General features: G+C 31.3%; 17 protein-coding genes. 7 read left to right on the top strand and 10 right to left on the bottom strand.

Annotated features, from left to right (window positions below; translation table 11 throughout):
• Positions 1 to 128: 128 nt before the first annotated feature.
• Positions 129 to 548, top strand: coding sequence for a SufE family protein (locus QWT87_RS20050; RefSeq protein WP_288460359.1), 420 nt, complete (start codon positions 129 to 131; stop codon positions 546 to 548).
• Between the two features lie 3 nt (positions 549 to 551).
• Positions 552 to 1,520, top strand: coding sequence for a glycosyltransferase family 9 protein (locus QWT87_RS20045; RefSeq protein ID WP_302718400.1), 969 nt, complete (start codon positions 552 to 554; stop codon positions 1,518 to 1,520).
• Between the two features lie 201 nt (positions 1,521 to 1,721).
• Here QWT87_RS20045 and QWT87_RS20040 read toward each other — a convergent pair whose 3' ends face one another.
• The 4 genes from QWT87_RS20040 to QWT87_RS20025 all read right to left on the bottom strand — a co-directional run bounded on the left by QWT87_RS20040 (position 1,722) and on the right by QWT87_RS20025 (position 3,612).
• The gene (locus QWT87_RS20040; protein WP_302718399.1) at positions 1,722 to 2,168 is read right to left on the bottom strand and encodes a JAB domain-containing protein; all 447 of its coding nucleotides are present in this window, start codon (positions 2,166 to 2,168) and stop codon (positions 1,722 to 1,724) included.
• Between the two features lie 32 nt (positions 2,169 to 2,200).
• Entirely contained in the window at positions 2,201 to 2,596 is a 396-nt protein-coding gene (locus QWT87_RS20035; RefSeq protein ID WP_302718397.1) for a hypothetical protein, read from the bottom strand.
• A gap of 52 nt (positions 2,597 to 2,648) precedes the next feature.
• Complete coding sequence (locus tag QWT87_RS20030) at positions 2,649 to 2,954, bottom strand: hypothetical protein (protein WP_302718395.1); 306 nt, start codon at positions 2,952 to 2,954, stop codon at positions 2,649 to 2,651.
• A 373-nt stretch (positions 2,955 to 3,327) separates the two neighbouring features.
• Positions 3,328 to 3,612, bottom strand: a complete 285-nt coding sequence (locus tag QWT87_RS20025; RefSeq protein WP_212649899.1) for a hypothetical protein — start codon at positions 3,610 to 3,612, stop codon at positions 3,328 to 3,330.
• Between the two features lie 701 nt (positions 3,613 to 4,313).
• On the opposite strand from QWT87_RS20025, the gene QWT87_RS20020 reads away from it, so the two are divergent.
• Positions 4,314 to 4,535 carry a helix-turn-helix domain-containing protein gene (locus tag QWT87_RS20020; protein ID WP_302718390.1) on the top strand — a complete coding sequence of 74 codons (222 nt, stop codon included), beginning with the start codon at positions 4,314 to 4,316 and terminating at the stop codon, positions 4,533 to 4,535.
• Positions 4,536 to 4,889: 354 nt separating this feature from the next.
• Here QWT87_RS20020 and QWT87_RS20015 read toward each other — a convergent pair whose 3' ends face one another.
• Entirely contained in the window at positions 4,890 to 5,261 is a 372-nt protein-coding gene (locus QWT87_RS20015; RefSeq protein ID WP_302718388.1) for a hypothetical protein, read from the bottom strand.
• A gap of 479 nt (positions 5,262 to 5,740) precedes the next feature.
• Here QWT87_RS20015 and QWT87_RS20010 point away from each other — a divergent pair, with 479 nt between their 5' ends.
• Genes QWT87_RS20010 through QWT87_RS19995 form a run of 4 tightly spaced genes read left to right on the top strand, consistent with a single transcriptional unit; the run spans position 5,741 to position 10,899 of the window.
• Positions 5,741 to 7,066 carry a TRM11 family methyltransferase gene (locus QWT87_RS20010; RefSeq protein WP_302718386.1) on the top strand — a complete coding sequence of 442 codons (1,326 nt, stop codon included), beginning with the start codon at positions 5,741 to 5,743 and terminating at the stop codon, positions 7,064 to 7,066.
• Entirely contained in the window at positions 7,059 to 7,997 is a 939-nt protein-coding gene (locus tag QWT87_RS20005; RefSeq protein WP_302718384.1) for a phosphoribosyltransferase-like protein, read from the top strand. Before QWT87_RS20010 ends, QWT87_RS20005 begins: the two co-directional genes overlap by 8 nt.
• Before the next feature lie 2 nt (positions 7,998 to 7,999).
• Positions 8,000 to 9,925 carry an ORC-CDC6 family AAA ATPase gene (locus QWT87_RS20000; RefSeq protein WP_302718383.1) on the top strand — a complete coding sequence of 642 codons (1,926 nt, stop codon included), beginning with the start codon at positions 8,000 to 8,002 and terminating at the stop codon, positions 9,923 to 9,925.
• Between the two features lie 5 nt (positions 9,926 to 9,930).
• Complete coding sequence (locus tag QWT87_RS19995) at positions 9,931 to 10,899, top strand: hypothetical protein (protein ID WP_302718381.1); 969 nt, start codon at positions 9,931 to 9,933, stop codon at positions 10,897 to 10,899.
• A 25-nt stretch (positions 10,900 to 10,924) separates the two neighbouring features.
• On the opposite strand, the gene QWT87_RS19990 is transcribed toward QWT87_RS19995, so the two are convergent.
• From QWT87_RS19990 to QWT87_RS19970, 5 genes are all read right to left on the bottom strand, one after another.
• Positions 10,925 to 12,052, bottom strand: coding sequence for a DUF3871 family protein (locus tag QWT87_RS19990; RefSeq protein WP_302718380.1), 1,128 nt, complete (start codon positions 12,050 to 12,052; stop codon positions 10,925 to 10,927).
• Positions 12,036 to 12,953 carry an AAA family ATPase gene (locus QWT87_RS19985; protein ID WP_302718379.1) on the bottom strand — a complete coding sequence of 306 codons (918 nt, stop codon included), beginning with the start codon at positions 12,951 to 12,953 and terminating at the stop codon, positions 12,036 to 12,038. The genes QWT87_RS19990 and QWT87_RS19985 overlap by 17 nt, the downstream gene beginning before the upstream one ends.
• Before the next feature lie 207 nt (positions 12,954 to 13,160).
• Positions 13,161 to 14,786 carry a hypothetical protein gene (locus QWT87_RS19980; protein ID WP_302718378.1) on the bottom strand — a complete coding sequence of 542 codons (1,626 nt, stop codon included), beginning with the start codon at positions 14,784 to 14,786 and terminating at the stop codon, positions 13,161 to 13,163.
• A 12-nt stretch (positions 14,787 to 14,798) separates the two neighbouring features.
• Positions 14,799 to 15,728, bottom strand: a complete 930-nt coding sequence (locus tag QWT87_RS19975; RefSeq protein ID WP_302718376.1) for a DEAD/DEAH box helicase family protein — start codon at positions 15,726 to 15,728, stop codon at positions 14,799 to 14,801.
• Positions 15,729 to 15,778: 50 nt separating this feature from the next.
• Positions 15,779 to 17,104, bottom strand: a 1,326-nt coding sequence (locus QWT87_RS19970) for a site-specific integrase (protein ID WP_337250585.1), incomplete at its 5' end; no start/stop codon positions are given.

Below are 17,104 nucleotides of genomic sequence, written 5' to 3'. Positions count from 1 at the left end.
CGCGACATCCTTTTTTTGCACGGGATAAGAACGGGTCAAAAAAAGATACAGCAGAAAGCGGGAATAGCTTCAAATAAATTCAACATCTTTTTAATTTGGCTATCTTTGCAGAAAGAAATCAGTTTACAATGACTATTAAAGAAAAACAGCAGGAAATCATCGACGAATTTGCTTTTCTTGAAGACTGGGAGCAGAAATACGAATATATTATCGATCTTGGAAAAGAGCTGAAAGGGCTTTCTGAAGACAAAAAAACGGAAGAAAACCTGATCAAAGGCTGTCAGAGTAAAGTTTGGATTGATGCCGAATTTAAAGAGGGAAAATTGTTTTTCGAGGCAGATTCTGACGGGATTTTGCCGAAAGGTATTGTTTCGCTTCTGGTAAGCATCTACAGCGGTCACTCTACACAGGAAATTCTGGATTCTGATTTCGAATTTATTGCTGAAATTGGTCTGCAGGAGTTTCTTTCGCCTTCCAGAGCCAATGGTTTGATGGCAATGACGAAGCAGATTAAATTTTACGCAGTCGCATATCAACTGAAGTCTTAATCTGTGACCCGAATTTTAGCATACCGTTTTTCTGCTTTTGGGGATGTCGCGATGACAGCTCCCGTTTTCCGTGAGTTTCTGGAACAAAATCCCGATGTAGAAATTGTGATGGTTTCCCGAAAAAATTTTGAAGCTTTATTTGCTGATATTCCGAACGTTATATTCAAAGGAGTTAACCTTGATGACTATAAAGGAATATTCGGATTGAGACGTCTTGGCAATGAATTAATTAAAGAATTTCATCCGGATCTTATTGCGAATCTTCATGATGTAATCCGCACGAAGATTCTCGACAAAATTTACAGAAGAAAAGGGCTTAAAGTATTCAAAATCAATAAGGGAAAAGAAGAAAAAGAAGACCTCACGAATGTCTGGAATTTAAATAAAAACCAATTAAAAAAAACGGTAGAACGTTATGCAGATGTTTTTCGGGAAATGGGCTTTAGCGTTGAACTTTCCCATACATTAAGACCTCTTTCTATCGAGAAATCAGGAATAGGATTTGCGCCTTTCGCACAGCATCGCGGAAAAATGCTTCCTTTGGAAAAGTCTTTTGAGCTGGCGAAAATTTTAGCACAAAAACATACGATTTATTTTTTCGGAGGCGGAAAATCTGAAGCTGAAACACTGGAGCAGTGGGAGAGAGAAATCCCGAATACTCTCAGTTTAGCGGGAAAATTAAGCCTTCAGGAGGAGTTAAATAAAATTTCTACATTAGAATTAATGATCTCTATGGATTCTGCCAATATGCATCTGGCAAGTCTCATGGGAACGAGATGTGTTTCCGTATGGGGACAAACTCATCCTTTTGCAGGTTTTTTAGGATTTGGACAAAAGGAGGAAGATGTGGTTCAGGTGAAAGACCTTACCTGCAGACCTTGTTCTGTTTTTGGGGATAAAGAATGCTATCGTGGAGACTGGGCTTGTCTTGAGGAGTTGCATGTGCAGAAAATAGTGGAAAAGATTTTATAAATACAGCCTCTCGATTCTGGAGGCTTTTTTTAATCAGTCTTACACATAAAATATAAAACAAAAAAATCTCCCTTAAAAAAGAGAGATTTCTGTGGGTCCTGAGGGATTCGAACCCCCACTGATTTTCTCTTTATTCATAGTACCTAAAGAGGGATGACAGTTAGAGGGATGCCTAAAAGTATGCCTTTTTACTTTAAATTCTTACAATATTCCATCATCTGCAAAACTCATGTAACTTTCTTTGGTAATGATGATACTATCAAGAAGTGTGATGTCAATTAATTTACAACTTTCATTTAATTTCTTAACTATATCCAGGTCTGATTTACTTGGGTTAAGATTTCCACTTGGATGGTTATGTACCAATATTAAACCTGTAGCTAAACATTTTAATGCTACTGAAAGTATTAGCCTGACATCTACTAAGCTTGAGTTTATACCACCTTTTGAAAGGTTGTAGATTCCCAATACTGTATTTGACTGATTAAGCAGAATTAGCTTTACTTCTTCCTGCATTTCTATAGTTCTTGCATCCCATGCTTTTCTTATTTTTTCAACAGCATCATTACTGGAAGTAATCTTGTTTGATTGAATTAACTTGGGATAATAAGAAACTTGTATCTCTGATACTTGTGGATCTGTATTCATTTTTTTTGAAGTATGTGAGGACACTGCTCATATCATGGTTTTGTAACTTCAAAGTCATAAAATGTGTTTAAAACTTCTTTCTGATACATCAGAATGGTTAGATTTTCTTCTTCATGATAGTAGAGCTTAAGAGTTACTGAATTAGGAAAATTGGGGTTGAATTCTTCTAGCCTACTTTTAAGTCTTTCAACAATATTCTCTTTGTATTTCAACTCAACTCTCATAAGCCTGTCAGCATTGAAATACAATAGCACCTGCTTTACTTTTAAACCAAGAACTTCATTAATTTCTCCAAAGTATTCATAAGGAACCAATGACAAATTATTCTCTATGAACTCATAAGGAGGAATAGATATAATCTCAAACTCAAAATCCTGGTGTTCATCATCCAGTCTAAATTTTAAGTGCTCATATATGTTATTTATCATTTAGATTTTTAGTTATTAAAAGCCACCTGGATTAGAGGTGGCTGTATTATTTTTACCAAAGAATGTTTTGATTATATTCTTCAAGAATTGTCTTGAACTTCACATCTTCTACACATCCATTTTTGATTTTAATTGAGAAATAACCATCAACTTTGGTATTACCTGGAATTAGATAACCTGGAGCTAATATTTCACAGTTAATCCAGTCATGAAATATCTTGTTAGCATCTTCAAGAATTTCATTTATATAAGACTTCAATGTAGAGGTAGTTATTATGGTGAATATGTTCTTTTTAAGGTTTTCACCAAAGCCAACGTTACCTAGGGCACTGTAATAGTGAATAACTTCTAGTATCATGCTATCAGAAACATAAATAAGATAACACTAATCATACTTGTAATTAATGATAGTCTGACATCAACTCTACTTGGAATGTATAATGGTGGTCTTCTAACTATATGATATTTGTACACGTAATTGTTAGCCATTACCATTGAAATCAGTAGCCCTGCAACTATATAAGTTATTGCCCAATACCACTTGGTATAAAGAAATATTGTTATGGTAGGTGTTATTAAACCTGTAAGAAAGAACCAAAGGTTTAATAGAACTGTATTTGTTCCTCTGTAGATAGTAGGAATATCTCCATCCTCTTCTGCAACATTTCTTGTTGCATTATGTAGGCTAAGGCTTAGAAAAGCCAAAAAACAATAAGCTAAGTACATATTTATTAATGCTTTTCGTTGGAGTCTTTAGCTGTGCTGTTTGAATTGGTTTTCTTACTATGTTCATCATAAAATGCTATATAGAGCTTATTCTGTCTCTTGTTGTAATATCCAACAAGATGGCTTTCAGAGGTTATTTCCTTGTATTCTTCTGGTAAAACAACCTGTACAGGATAGTTGACGAGGTTATATCCTTCAATGTTTGACTCTTGGTAGAATTTAATGCCAAAGACTCCTAGTAGTATGCCTAATACAAATGTAATTGTGACTAGTAGTGATTTAAGTTTCATTTTAATTAAGATTAAAAGTAGTTAGACTGATGCTTATTCTGTAAAACTAGACCTGGAAATAATAAATACCTTATAGTTCAAATCATCAGTCTTTTCAATATTTTCCCCAAACATAAATACAAAGTCTGTTGTCTGCATAATCGTTATCATATTACCATTACCCTCTGTGTGCTGTTTATACAGTTTTGCTCCCAGGTAATGATAGGATTGTTCTATTAAGCTTTCATACAAAACTTCAGAATTGAACATATACTGAACAGCAATTTTTTCCTTTAAATCTTGAATATCTCCATAGAAAACCCCACTACCATCATTACCCTAACCTGGGAAGTAGTAAATTTCATCCTTACCATTAGTAAAGAGGTTAGAAGTATTATTCTTACTTCTAAAATAAAATCCTTTACTCAAAAGACTTTTAGAAACTCCTGAAAAGGTTGCTGTTGTTTTAAGGTGAACTAAGTAATCAAGACTTATACTCTTTGTATCATGTTTTGTTGAGGTCTTGGCTGTTTGAGTCTTAGTCTTGCTTCTGACTTGACTTTTAAATGTTGTGGTTATACTTACTAGTATTGTAATTAAGAGTAAGGTTGTTCTCATAGTTAAAAATGTTTAGTTAAGGTTAGACAAATATATATAATTATCAAAAATGATAACGATAATATTATCATTTTTGACCACTTTTGACATCAGTTATTGTGCTGATGGAAAAAATAAACTTTCAAATAGCTTTAGGCAAGAGGATAAGACAGCTAAGAGAGGAGAAAAAAATTTCTCAGGCTGAATTAGCCCTGTTATGCAATTTTGAGAAGTCTAACATGAACAGAATAGAAACTGGCAAGACTTGCCCTAGTAGTTTTACTTTATACAAGATTTCCATTAGCTTAGGGGTAAAACTTTCTGAAATCACAGATGTAATAGAGTAATTCACTCATCTTTAATCATCTCTCCACATACAAGGTAAAAGTTACTGAAATCTTCTAGTAAGAGGTTACCTGGATGTTTCTTATATTATGTTCAATGCTTGTATTAGAGTTTGGTATAAATGGAAACTTCAGCTATTTAATAAAATTTCAGCCAGTCATTAATTACTTATACAGTCAAAGTTACCTGGGCATGTTTAAAGGTAAGCATCAATACACAAGAAAAAATAAAGTAAAAGAAAAGGACAAAATTTACTCCTTTTCTTTAGAGTCTCCAGGTAAATTTTGTCCTGGAATAAGTCCCACTTTTTGTTTCTGTATATATACAATTTACAAAAACTGGGACTTATTGGATTTTTACTGAATAGTATTCACAAGGTTACCTGGAGCTGTATAATTCTCTAAATAGTTATTGTGTGCTAGTTGTGAACTTTCATCAGGTGTGTACTCATATCTGTGATTCAGGGTAATAAGTTCTCCTGTTTCTTTGATAGTGTACTGGTAAGGTTCACATTCAACTTTGATAATGTCACCTTTCATCATAGTTCCTTTTAAACTTCTGCATACTGCTTCATCAAAGGTTGCAGGGATAAAACATTTCTTGGCAGTAGCATAATACTGACCTGTGGTCTGACTTTGTAAAAGTTCAATACCACTGTTAATTTCAAGGACGCAAAATGCTGTCCCATCTTCTCTTTTTCTTTTGGTGTAATTCGTAATCGTTACCATAGTCTTTTTGATTTTGAGTTAATTGTTAATTATTGAAACAAGACACAAACCTTTACACCACCACTATTACCTAGGGTTTAAAGGTCTAATGCCTGTTGTCTCCCCATAGGTGAGGGTTATTCAGGAGTGTTGCATTGTAAAAGAAAAAGATTGACACTCTACTTTAACTGCTCAAGGTTCAGTAGTGAGGTGAGATGGGTAGAAATCAGCATAGGCAGGTGCAGTGAAAGCACATTCACAAGGTGACACAGTGCTAACACAAGTAAAGGACTAAAATTGAAGCAGCAATTATTCACTCAAATAATAATACACGTGTGAAAATTTTCAAGTTACTGTAAGGTGGGGAGGGGGATTTCCTTTCTATAAAATTGGGTGGGTGCTGCGTGAGGGAATTCACGTGAGTATATTAATTTTTTTTTATAAAAAATTTTTAATTAAATTAGGATTAAATATCTTTGTAGATTAAGGAAAATAAAATTTTGGACTATAAGGAAAAATTCGAAACAATTTTGGCAAAATATCAACAAGAAAAAAAACCTGTTTTTGTTGAATTTAGACAATTAGTTGATACTGTAAAATTTACAGAGAGAGCAACCCATTCTATACATTCCTATACAGCTAAATTATTAGCTAATATACCCTACTTTTTTTTTAATAACTCCTACTTTGTAAGTCAGAAATATAGAATTTTAGACCCTTTTTGTGGTTCTGGAACTGTTTTGCTTGAAGCAAAGTTAGCAGGATTGAATCCTTATGGAAGTGATGCTAATCCATTAGCTAGATTAATAACTGCTGTTAAATGTAATAATTTTGATGTTGCTAAACTTGAGAGTCTTAAGGAGTTTTTAAAAGAAAGCCTTACTAATAATAATGTTCAAAGTAAAATCCCCTATAAGAACTTAAAATCTTTAGATTTTTGGTTTGAAAAACATATTCAAAACCAATTACAGTCACTTTATGGTTCAATATCAAGTATTCCAGATAAGAAATATAGAGATTTTTATTTAATATGTTTTTCAAACTGTGTCAGAAAAGTTAGTAATGCTGATTCTAGAATTTCTGTCCCTGTGAAAATAAATCCAGAGAAATATTCAGATAATTCACTACATAAAATAAATTCTCAAAAAAAATTACAGGAGCTTAAAGTTACAAACGCTATTGAAAAATTTTTTGATATTGTTAATCAAAATATAAAAAGAGTACATAACAAAATTAATATTAGTCCATCAAGATACGCTGGCAAAGTAATCTCAAATGATTCTAGAAACTTAAGAGGTTTAGCAGATGAGTCTATTGACCTAATTTTGACCTCTCCTCCCTATGCAGGTGCACAAAAATACATTAGAGCTTCTAGCTTAAACTTATATTGGCTAGGATATGAAAATATTGGAGATTTAGATAGAGAAAATATTGGTAGGGAAAATTATAAAAAAGATGAATATAGATTTCTTAAAAAAACAGGAATTAAAAATGCAGATTATTTATTAGAAAAGATTTTTGATATTAATCCTTTACGAGCTTATATAGCAGCAAATTATTTAATTGAAATGACAGCTGCTTTAAAAGAAAGTGCTAGAGTATTAAAAAAAGAAAAATTTTTAATTCTTATAGCATCTAATAATATGGTTTGTGGGCTTAACTTTAAAACCCAAGAATACTTAAAAGATATTATGTTACAACTTGGTTTTAGTTTAGTTTGTGAAATGGTTGATGATATAAAATCGTATGGTTTAATGACTAAAAGGAATAAAACAGCAAGTATAATAACCTGTGAACACATTTTGATATTAAAAAAAAATGAATGATAAGAATTTTGAAGAGCTACTTTATAAAATAAAAATTTTTAATGAAACTGTATGGGATCGTAAAGTTTCAATAAAAAAGATTAACCCTTGGCTAGATAATTTTAAAGATGAAGAAAAATTAGACTTTCTTTTCTTACTCACACAGTTTATCTATTTGAGTAAGTTTCAAATTAGAAATATGTTAGTTTCAATCTACAGAGATTTCATTAAATATTCTATTGTTGAGGACTTTAGAATGAAGAACTCCCACACTTTAGATGCAGCATTAATAAAAGAAAATATTAGGACAAGTCTCCTTAAAACAAGATTTATACCTATTGGAAATCCATCTGAAAGCAGTAGTAACCTGTTATATGAATTTCGTACTGTAAACACCTTATCTACAAAATTATTCATTGAGGAATCAAAGATAGAAACATTAGATAATAGTATAGAAAATTTTATTTTTATAGATGATATATGTGGTAGTGGTAGCCAAGTTGAAGAGTATACTAAAAATGCTGTAAGCATTATTAAAAATAAATTTCCTTCAGCTAAAATTCATTATTATACACTTGTTGCATCTGAAAAAGGGATTGACCATGTAAATAAGCTAAATTGGTTTACTCATATAGATACAGTCATGAAATTAGATGAAAGTTATAGATGCTTCAGTGACAAATCAAGATTTTTTAAGAACAACACTTCAATTGATCCAGATAAACTTAAACTTATTTGTGAAAAATATGGCACTAAACTAATTGAATCAATGTTAGAGAGAGCAGGTAAGCCTACTAAGTATGCAACATACCATAAGCTAGGATTCAATGATGGACAACTACTAATTGGCTTCGATCATAATACACCTGATAATACATTGCCAATTTTTTGGTATGATGAAAATATAACACCTTGGTCTTCAATTTTCCCTAGAAAACATAAAGTTTATTAGTTATGAACCCATTTGACGTTACAAAAGCTGTTGATTACAGTGACAATGAGCTATTTAATAATTGGGTAGATTTCCCTTCAATGAGCTTTGATAGCTTTATAAAACCAACTGCTGAAATGCCTATGATTATTTTAGGTAGCAAAGGTAGTGGCAAAACACATATCATGAAGCATTTTAGTTTTAATATGCAACAGTTTAGATCTCAAAACATATTTGAAACGATTGCAGATGAAGGATATATTGGAATATATCTAAGATGCTCTGGATTAAATGGTTATAGATTTTCTGGAAGAAATGAATCAGATGAGACGTGGGAAATAGTTTTTTCATATTATCTCGACTTGTGGTTGACTCAACTATTACTTGATTGCATCACAACAATTTTTAATGTCAACACTGATATGAGTAATTATCAATCTAGTATTATAGAAGAAATTACTAAAATCTTCAACAGTAAAGAAAAGTTAGAATTTGCCAATTATGATGAGCTAAAATCTTTTATTAATAATGAACAAAGGAAAATCGATTATGCCATTAACAATATATCTCTTACTGATGGTAGTATAAAAAATCAAATAGAAATTTTAACTAACCCTGGACAATTAATATTTGAAGTACCATATATCATTACAAGCATCGTAAAAGAACTATCAAACTTAAAAGTATTATTTCTACTTGATGAATTTGAAAATTTTTCTGAAAATCAGCAAAGGTATTTTAATACTTTGATTAGAGAAAGAAAAAATCCAGTATGTTTTAAAATTGGAGCAAAGAGACATGGGGTTAAAACGAAACAAACATTGAGTGGAGGAGAAGATATCAAAATCAATTCAGAATATGAAATTTTTGATTTAGATAATATTTTTAGAAGCAACTTTAATCAATACAAAGAGTTTTTAATAAAAATCTGTTTAAAAAGAATAGAAAACTCCAATAACTCAATATCAGGAGAGATTACAGACCATTTTGAACATTCTGATTATGAAAATGATATAAAATTAATTAGTGAAAAAGGTAAACACTTAGAAAAGTTAACTCTTAAACTGACTAAACTCAAGATAGACAATGTTTCTACAATAATTTCAAATATAAGGTGTGAAAAAAATCCACTAATCGAAAGAGTTAATATCCTTCTACTTTATAGAGGAATTAAAAAGAAAGATGATATATCTCGTCTTTCAATTAAATTAAGAGGCTTTACAGAGCAGTTCCTTAAAAACAAAGCTGTTAAAGAATATGATGTTATATTAGAAAAATATAAACAGGATATGATTGATGCATTATATAGAGAAAACAGTTTAAAAATTAATGCTTACTGTGGTTTTGATAATTTAGCAAAAATATCAAATGGAATTCCTAGGCATTTTTTAATGATAATGAAACATATTTTTCGTTGGAATAACTTCTATAATAAAAATAGTTATAAGGATATAATAACTACTGACATACAACTATTAGCACTGAAAGATACTGTATTATGGTTTTTAGAAGATGCAAACACTTCAATAAATAATCTTAATTTCAAAGAATGTATTGAAAAATTATGTAATTATTTAAGAGAACTAAGATTCTCAGATTTACCTCCTGAATGCAGTATTTCAACAATAGATGTGGATTACTCAACATTAAATAAAGAAACAAAAGAAATAATTACCTTTTTAGAACAATATTCATATCTCATTAAACTAGATTCAGGAAGAAGAGATAAAAACTCAAATGAAAGAAATTATACTTTTCAAATTAATGGACTACTAACAAGCTGGTGGGAACTCTCCTTATCAAGAAGAGGTATCGTAAAAATTAATTCGCAAAACCTGAAAAAGATATTAACAGAGGATGGAGAAGAGTTCAAAAAATTTTTAAAATCTGAAATGATAAAATACAATGTCCCTTTTAAAAATGTAGAGAATCAACCAACACTTTTCTAACAGATATGGAATATGAATATTTTTATAAAAGAAGCTACGAAATAAGAAACAAATATATCTCTAACAAATTATCTTTATCTAGCTATGATGTACTAGTATCTGCATATAATAAGAGTGAAAGGGTTAATTTTATTCTACAAGAAATTGATGCTATTGAAAAACATATTTTTATACTAAAAGAATATAAGTTTTCTGACAAAATACTAGAGACTTTAGATCCTTCTTACACAATTTTTAATTTTTCTGAACTGTCTGATGAGTCTGAGATATTAAATAATTATTTTAAACAAAATATTTTACCTTTAAAAGATAAAAAAATATTAGTTGACATAACTGGATTCCTAAGGCCTCATATTGTATATTTTCTTAGGTTGTGCAAAGCTAACAATATAAAATCTATAGATTTTTTATACTCAGAACCTAATAATTATAAGAAGAAGGAAGACACTCAATTCTCTATGGATTTCCAAACTGTAAGAGACATAAAAGGTTGCTCAGGCAGCCACATTCATGATACATCTAATGATTACTTAATTGTTGGAGCAGGATATGATTATGATTTAATACTAAAGGTAGCCAAAGAAAAGAAACAAACTGAAAAAGTACAAGTCTTAGGATTTCCTTCATTACAAGCAGATATGTTTCAACAAAATATTTTAAAAGCATATAATGCTGATGAAGAGATTCAATTAGAATTGGACTCTCAAAGTGTTATTCTAGCACCTGCTAATGATCCATTTGTTACAGCTTCTTTAATAAGCGATTTTGTTAAAAAAGCAAACATGAAGAAACCTATTACAAATTTATATTTGAGTCCTTTGTCTAGTAAAGCTCAGACTTTAGGAATGGCATTGTATTATGTTACTGAACGTATAGCCACTGCAACTAGCATTATCTTCCCTTTCTGTGATGGCTATGAGCAAGAGACTTCAGAAGGTATTTCAAAATTTTGGATTTATTCGATAGAATTATAGTCACTACAATGAGTGACTATAAATATTAACTCAAAAACCAATGGTATTTACTGTCACGATTGAGTGTTTTTTGAATACCTTTAGAAAACTCAAAGGCATTCAAATTCCTGTCAAGAAAAGTGTCTATATAACTGCTCTTGTTAGCTTGTGTAAAGAGATTATACACATTCCAGAGGTTAATATCTCCATTTTCATTCCTGCAAAAGTTTTCGTCCTCGTAGTAATCTTTAGCTATTGTATTAAGCTGACTATCATTGAAGTTAAGGCATGGAATTGCCAACCTCTCTTTCTTAGGCAAGTGTTGATAAAGTCTTGACTTACCCAAAAGTTGGGCAAATTGGTGCTCTGTAAGAAGGCTGTGAGATAAGGATTTCATAACCTCCAGGTGACTTTGTGCATTGTAATTCTGAATAACATTAGTCACTTTCTCCTGTAATTCATAATAATTTCCTACTCTCATTTCCTCTACAAAACCATCAGAAGATACACAGAGATTACAACATACCTTATTTTGAAAGCCAATGAAGAACTTGAATTTTTCAAAAGTTTTCTTATTATATAAATTCTCCAAGTTATAACTTCTTACTCCACCTAAAGTTAAAGCCAGTTCATTACCATTAATAGTATCTACAATGGATGGTATCTGAATAATAAAAGCCATTCTTTCATAATAAATAGTCTTTTCATGGTCAAGTAAATCTTTAGCACTTTTGTAGATGGCATCAGGAGTTCTGCCCTTGATTTGGTGTGACACCCTAATTTCAGGATTACTAATACTGTGATGGGGAAACATTTTCATGACAGTATTAGTAACAATTTCTATAAATTCTTGGTGGGCAATAGTTTTTTCATTGTCCTTGCTGAATACAGGAATGATGCAATCACTTTTAAGGTGACTTAAATCTACCTGTAAGGTGTTGGCTTCAATAAATGGTTTGTGAACATAGGCAGAGACTGTTGCATCAGTAGTAGTACTGATTGTATTAGAAATCAAAAGAGGTTGAACACTTCTTGGCTCAACCTCCTTTATTTCATTCATTCTGCTTGGATAAAATACCTCTGCATCTTGGATATTTACAGCCTCCAGGTTAAGGTGACTGCTTCTTTGAACATTGTGCAGTTCCATTACTGCTGTATTATTTGTGTACTCCATTAGTTGAAAAGTTTTGAGGGTTAGACAATTTGATTAAAAATGATTTTCTTGCTTCATATTCTGGCTTTAGCTCTTCTTGATACTGAGGATACTGCTTATATAAAGCCAAAAGTTCAGCCACAGTATTACAATCCCCAATCTTACTAATCAATTTACTAATCTCATTAGAGCCCAGGTAGCTTTGTTCAGAGGTTGAAGAGGTTACCTGGAGTTTAGTAATTGCTCCTGTATTACACCAGTCAAGAATCATTTTACCTGTTTGAGAGGTTATCAGAAATTCAGGTTTATTCATAAAGAGTCCTGTTCTGTCCTTACTTGCTTTAGCCAAATGATTATCATTGACTAACTCGAAATTGATGGTGAGTTCATATTCAAAACCATCTCTGGTGATTTCTTTAGTCCCATGTTTTACAACTTTAGTTTTACCATTACTACCAATATCTAAAGAATAATCCATCTTTCTTCTGGTAGTGGTAATGATGTGGCAACTTGATTGCAGAATTTTATTAATGAATGCCTGATGTCTTGGGGTAACCTGTGCCCAATCCTGAAACCTTCCACCCAATTTTTCATGAATTTCCAGACATCCACCAGAGCCATTCCATTCATGACTGGCAGAATCTATGATAATGACTTCTATTCCTGATTTTTCACATAGTTCAATAGCTTGTATGTATCTTTCAGGACTGTAAGGTGCTTGTAAATCCAGAACATTATAACTGCCCAGGTCAGAATACAAGGATGCAGAAGAATTTTCTGTATCTATAACAGCTATTTTACTCCAGTCCTGTGTCATTCCATAGGCTAATAATAATGCTGATTTGGTCTTTCCAAATCCAGAAGCTCCTGATAATCCTAATCTGAGCTTTACTTGTTGTCTCTGTGACTGTTTTAATTGCATAATGCTTTGTATTTAAAATTGTTAAGATTAATTTGTAACTTTTATAAGTTTCTTTTTATAGAGTTCTTAAGGTGTAAACTTTAAAGTGTTTTTGCTGTGTTGCAAATAAAGAAGCCAACCTTACTGAATTGTAGGTTGGCTGGATTTTAGTTTTGAAAAATCACACTTTTTGCGTGATAATTATATATATAAACAAAAAGTGTGACTTTATTCTAAGAGCTTCGAAATTTCACTGTAGTACTCCTCAGAGTCTTTATACTTAGGTGATGTGTCAGATTTTGATTTAGGAATTTGAAGGATATATTCTTCAATCATTTTTATAAAATCTTGGTCGAAATCACTCAACATGACAAGATTGATAGCTGTGTCAGCTCTAGGTAACATAATTGGCTCTATAATAGGTTTCACATTCCTTCTCTTACCATTAATAACAACCTGAGGATAATTAGTAAAGTCTTCAACCTTAAAGAAGTCGTCCACTAATATTTTATATAAAGACTTAATTTTGGACTCCAGGTTACTTTTACGTTCAAAATTTCTTCTCAAAGAGAAAATATCATTTTTGAATAGAGGGGCTTCAATAATGATTTTAAGGATATCATTCAGTATTTTGGTTTCATCAGGTTTTATAAAGTCTACAGGTGGGACTAATGGGAGGTATTGAAATTTTGGTTTATTGTTACTTTCACTAACAGATTGTATAAGCCTATCCCTCAAAAGTCCTAGATATTGAAAAGCCTGTATTCTCCTTGTCTGTTGTTCAGTGTATTCTGAATTTTCCAGGTTGATGCTATTAGAGGTTGAGATACAGTCTAACAAATACTGACTTCTTGAATATTCAATGTCATTTTGAGGTTGCTCTTTAATGTTATATCCCTGATACAATTTATGAGTAAATAAAATAAACTGAATTTCAAATATTTTATTACTATAAGGCTTGATATTATCATATTCTTTGGAACCTGACTTTTTAAATTTAAGCTGAAAATTGTTAATAAATTCATTTCTTAGCTTATTATAAAACATGCTGAAGTTAGAGTATGTGTGTTCCATTTCCAGGTAGTCTTCACCAAAGTACTTATCAAAATAGGTATATAATTTTTTCTGCATTTTACCTTCCTCAAAAAGTAAGGTGCTTTTGTAGTTAATACCTGTAAGATTACAGTTTATGAACTGATTGGTAAATGCACAATAGGTTACATAAGCTGAGATATCATCACCAAAGAACTTGTAAGTATTAGCTAAATATTGTTCACCTCTCTGTAGTTTCCAAATCTCATAAGGAGGAAAAGTAAGTCTTGGAAGCTCCTCTCTTTCTTTATTTTTTTCTTTTTTGGCAATAGTATAAATTTCATCTTTAAGAAAACCTTCTAAATCTTTATGATAAAAATTGTAAAGAAGATTATCCTGCACAGTCAAAGGAAGGTATTGTACTTTTTTTTCTTCTTCATCAAGAGTATGATGTTTCACTTTAGAATAAAAATCCTCAAAAACCCTAATCTGTAAATCATTAATATTGGCTTTTTTAAGGGAGCTTATATCAAACTCATCAGGTCTTGGAAGTATGATGTGTATTTCTCCTTTAGTTCTCTGTCTTGCTAATGCTTGGATAATACTAATTATACCACTTGAAAAAATACCATACATGTTTTTGAACCACATTCTTGTTGCTCTAGGAGGTAAGATGATGATGAAAGAATGGTTTTCCTTTTTAATATTTACACCTGTTTTGAAATTAGTTCCTACATTGCATAGGCCATTATTATATCTGTTTTTGGGGGCTTCATTTTCTAATCTTTGATTCGTTATTAGTTGAGAGGTGCAGTCATTCAACTTGCCAAATCTTTAAGTCAATTTTTTACCTATTCCTTCTCTGTCTTTAATAATGCTTTTTGCTAGGCTCTTTGAGTAAGAGAGAATGTCGATATTTCTATTTCTTTTTAATAGGTCATCTACAATATTTACAAGCTCATCAGTAGTGCTACTGAAATTGTAATCAGCAGAATAGTGAAGATAGAGTTCACTCTGCTTTTCAGGAAATCTTTTTCTGACAGACTCAATGATTTGTATTTTCATATCTGTCAGTTCAGCAAGATATTTTATTACAACTTTTGAAGCTTCATTATAGGTGGCACTTAGTATTATGTTTTTGTGTATTACGTCTTTCCATTTCCATAAATAGGGTATAAACTCTTCTTTAAAGTTTTGTATAGCATCATGAATTTCATCATAGATAAAGAAGGTTTTGGAGTCATTAGCTATACATTCTTCAACAATGTAGTTGAGGTATAATCTTTTAGCATCAGAATTTTTAAAGCTGTCTTCACCAGGATTTCCTAATAAAGTATTTACTGTGACAACATGGACTCTCTTATCCTTATATGATGGTTTCTTGTGCCTTCCCAAATGAGAATAGCTGTAAATTTCATTTTCAGAAATTTGAGCAACTTCCTGTATCTCATTTACATACTGCTCTACTAAACTGACAAATGGTGTTGCTACAATAATTTTACTTTTAGGTTCAATCTTGTAAATAGCCTTAATGAGCTTTATAATAGCATAAGATTTTCCATACCCAACTGGGGCATTTACTACAACAGTGTTTTTTTCTGATATAGATATAGTGTCTTTCAGAGCATCAAAAATGTATCCATCATTATTGGGTTCAATAATTACTTTGTCTTGGACATCAAATCCCACAGAACGAAATTCATCAGGATTAATTTCTTTAAACTCAATAGGAAAATTTTGAAAATGTTCGTTTGGTAATTCCATAAAATAAATTAACTGCTTTGTAAAAATACCACAAAGCAGTTAATATAAAGTTATTTCAGCCTAGAATTTAACTTACTCATCTGCTCACCAATCTTCTTTTTAACCACCTTAGCATAATGTTGTTGAGTAATTCCAATTTCTGAATGACCTAGTAGTTCAGATACTATCTCTATAGGAACATCATTGTAAAGTAGAATAGTGGAAGCAAAGGTTTTTCTTGCTATATGATGTGTTAAAGTCTTGTTGATGCCTACAATCTCAGCTATCTCCTTTAAATAAGAATTGAACTTCTGATTAGTAATAACAGGAAGAAGCTGTGTTTCTGTTCTGTGCTTATCTAAAATACCTTCAGCTTTAGATAACAAAGGAATATCATAATCTCTCTTAGTTTTCTGCCTGTGAATATGAATCCACTTATTACCATCATAACCTGTCTGAATATCACTTGTCTTTAGATTTGCCATCTCTGTATAAGCTAGTCCTGTATAAAAACAGAAAATAAACATATCTGCTACTTGTTGTAGCCTTTCAGAGGCAAACTGATGCTTTTCTAATGCTTCTAATTCTTCTTTAGATAAGAATACAACTTGTTTTTTAGGCTTCCTGTTCTTATAGAGTAGGAAAGGGTCTTTAGCTAAATAATCTAGTCCTACAGCTAATTTCACAATCTGCTTAAATCTCTGTATAGTCTTATGAACAGTATTCTGTTTAAACTGCTTCTCAGCCTTTAGATAGAACTCAAATTCAGTAATAAATGCCATAGTCATTTCTTTCAGAAGATAATCAGATTTTTTGTACTGATGCTTTATGAAAGACTTTACATGAGTCTGTGTCTGATAAAACTTAGCTACAGATACTTTAGTGGTAGAAATACCTATTAACTTTTCCTGTTTAGTGATATGAAGGTGAAACATTTCAGTAATTGATTTATCCTGTTTAATATTTTCTCCTTTGTATTGTCTGTAGATGTCATCTACATCAAAGTCTTTTTCCTGAACTTGTAGGAATAAAAAAGCCTGATTAATGTCTTGTTTAATCAGGCTGAGTTGTGTATTAATTTGATTGTTTATTTTGTTAGGAGGAAATGCCTTTTGCTTTGAAGCATTCCAAGAATTTGGGTTTATAAAAACACCTGTTGAAAATGGCTTTCTTTGACTATCTAATGTGATTCTACATTCAATTGCACAGACACCTTTTGTATTAATTCTGTTTCTTCTGATTAAAAATAGTATTGAGAGTTTCATAGTATTGATGGGGGTTTGAGTTGGTAACCTGAGAATTTTTTGGTAACCTAATTGGTAACCTGAGTTTAGATTATTAAGATGAAATATTAAGTAAATTAGATAAGATAATTCACAAAAAATAAGGATGAATTT

It is taken from the genome of Chryseobacterium urinae, from assembly GCF_030518295.1.
Classification (GTDB): domain Bacteria; phylum Bacteroidota; class Bacteroidia; order Flavobacteriales; family Weeksellaceae; genus Chryseobacterium; species Chryseobacterium mucoviscidosis.
The sequence above is the reverse complement of the archived record's forward strand: the minus strand, read 5'-3'. Positions and strand labels throughout refer to the sequence as shown.

Bases quoted from the DNA above. Each gene is read 5' to 3' on its own strand.
- QWT87_RS20015 (WP_302718388.1), bottom strand. From the start codon at position 5,261: ATGGTAACGATTACGAATTACACCAAAAGAAAAAGAGAAGATGGGACA.
- QWT87_RS20035 (WP_302718397.1), bottom strand. From the start codon at position 2,596: ATGATAAATAACATATATGAGCACTTAAAATTTAGACTGGATGATGAA.
- QWT87_RS19995 (WP_302718381.1), top strand. From the start codon at position 9,931: ATGGAATATGAATATTTTTATAAAAGAAGCTACGAAATAAGAAACAAA.
- QWT87_RS20050 (WP_288460359.1), top strand. From the start codon at position 129: ATGACTATTAAAGAAAAACAGCAGGAAATCATCGACGAATTTGCTTTT.
- QWT87_RS20005 (WP_302718384.1), top strand. From the start codon at position 7,059: ATGAATGATAAGAATTTTGAAGAGCTACTTTATAAAATAAAAATTTTT.
- QWT87_RS19975 (WP_302718376.1), bottom strand. From the start codon at position 15,728: ATGGAATTACCAAACGAACATTTTCAAAATTTTCCTATTGAGTTTAAA.
- QWT87_RS20030 (WP_302718395.1), bottom strand. From the start codon at position 2,954: ATGATACTAGAAGTTATTCACTATTACAGTGCCCTAGGTAACGTTGGC.
- QWT87_RS20025 (WP_212649899.1), bottom strand. From the start codon at position 3,612: ATGAAACTTAAATCACTACTAGTCACAATTACATTTGTATTAGGCATA.
- QWT87_RS19985 (WP_302718379.1), bottom strand. From the start codon at position 12,953: ATGCAATTAAAACAGTCACAGAGACAACAAGTAAAGCTCAGATTAGGA.
- QWT87_RS20040 (WP_302718399.1), bottom strand. From the start codon at position 2,168: ATGAATACAGATCCACAAGTATCAGAGATACAAGTTTCTTATTATCCC.
- QWT87_RS19990 (WP_302718380.1), bottom strand. From the start codon at position 12,052: ATGGAGTACACAAATAATACAGCAGTAATGGAACTGCACAATGTTCAA.
- QWT87_RS20000 (WP_302718383.1), top strand. From the start codon at position 8,000: ATGAACCCATTTGACGTTACAAAAGCTGTTGATTACAGTGACAATGAG.
- QWT87_RS20020 (WP_302718390.1), top strand. From the start codon at position 4,314: ATGGAAAAAATAAACTTTCAAATAGCTTTAGGCAAGAGGATAAGACAG.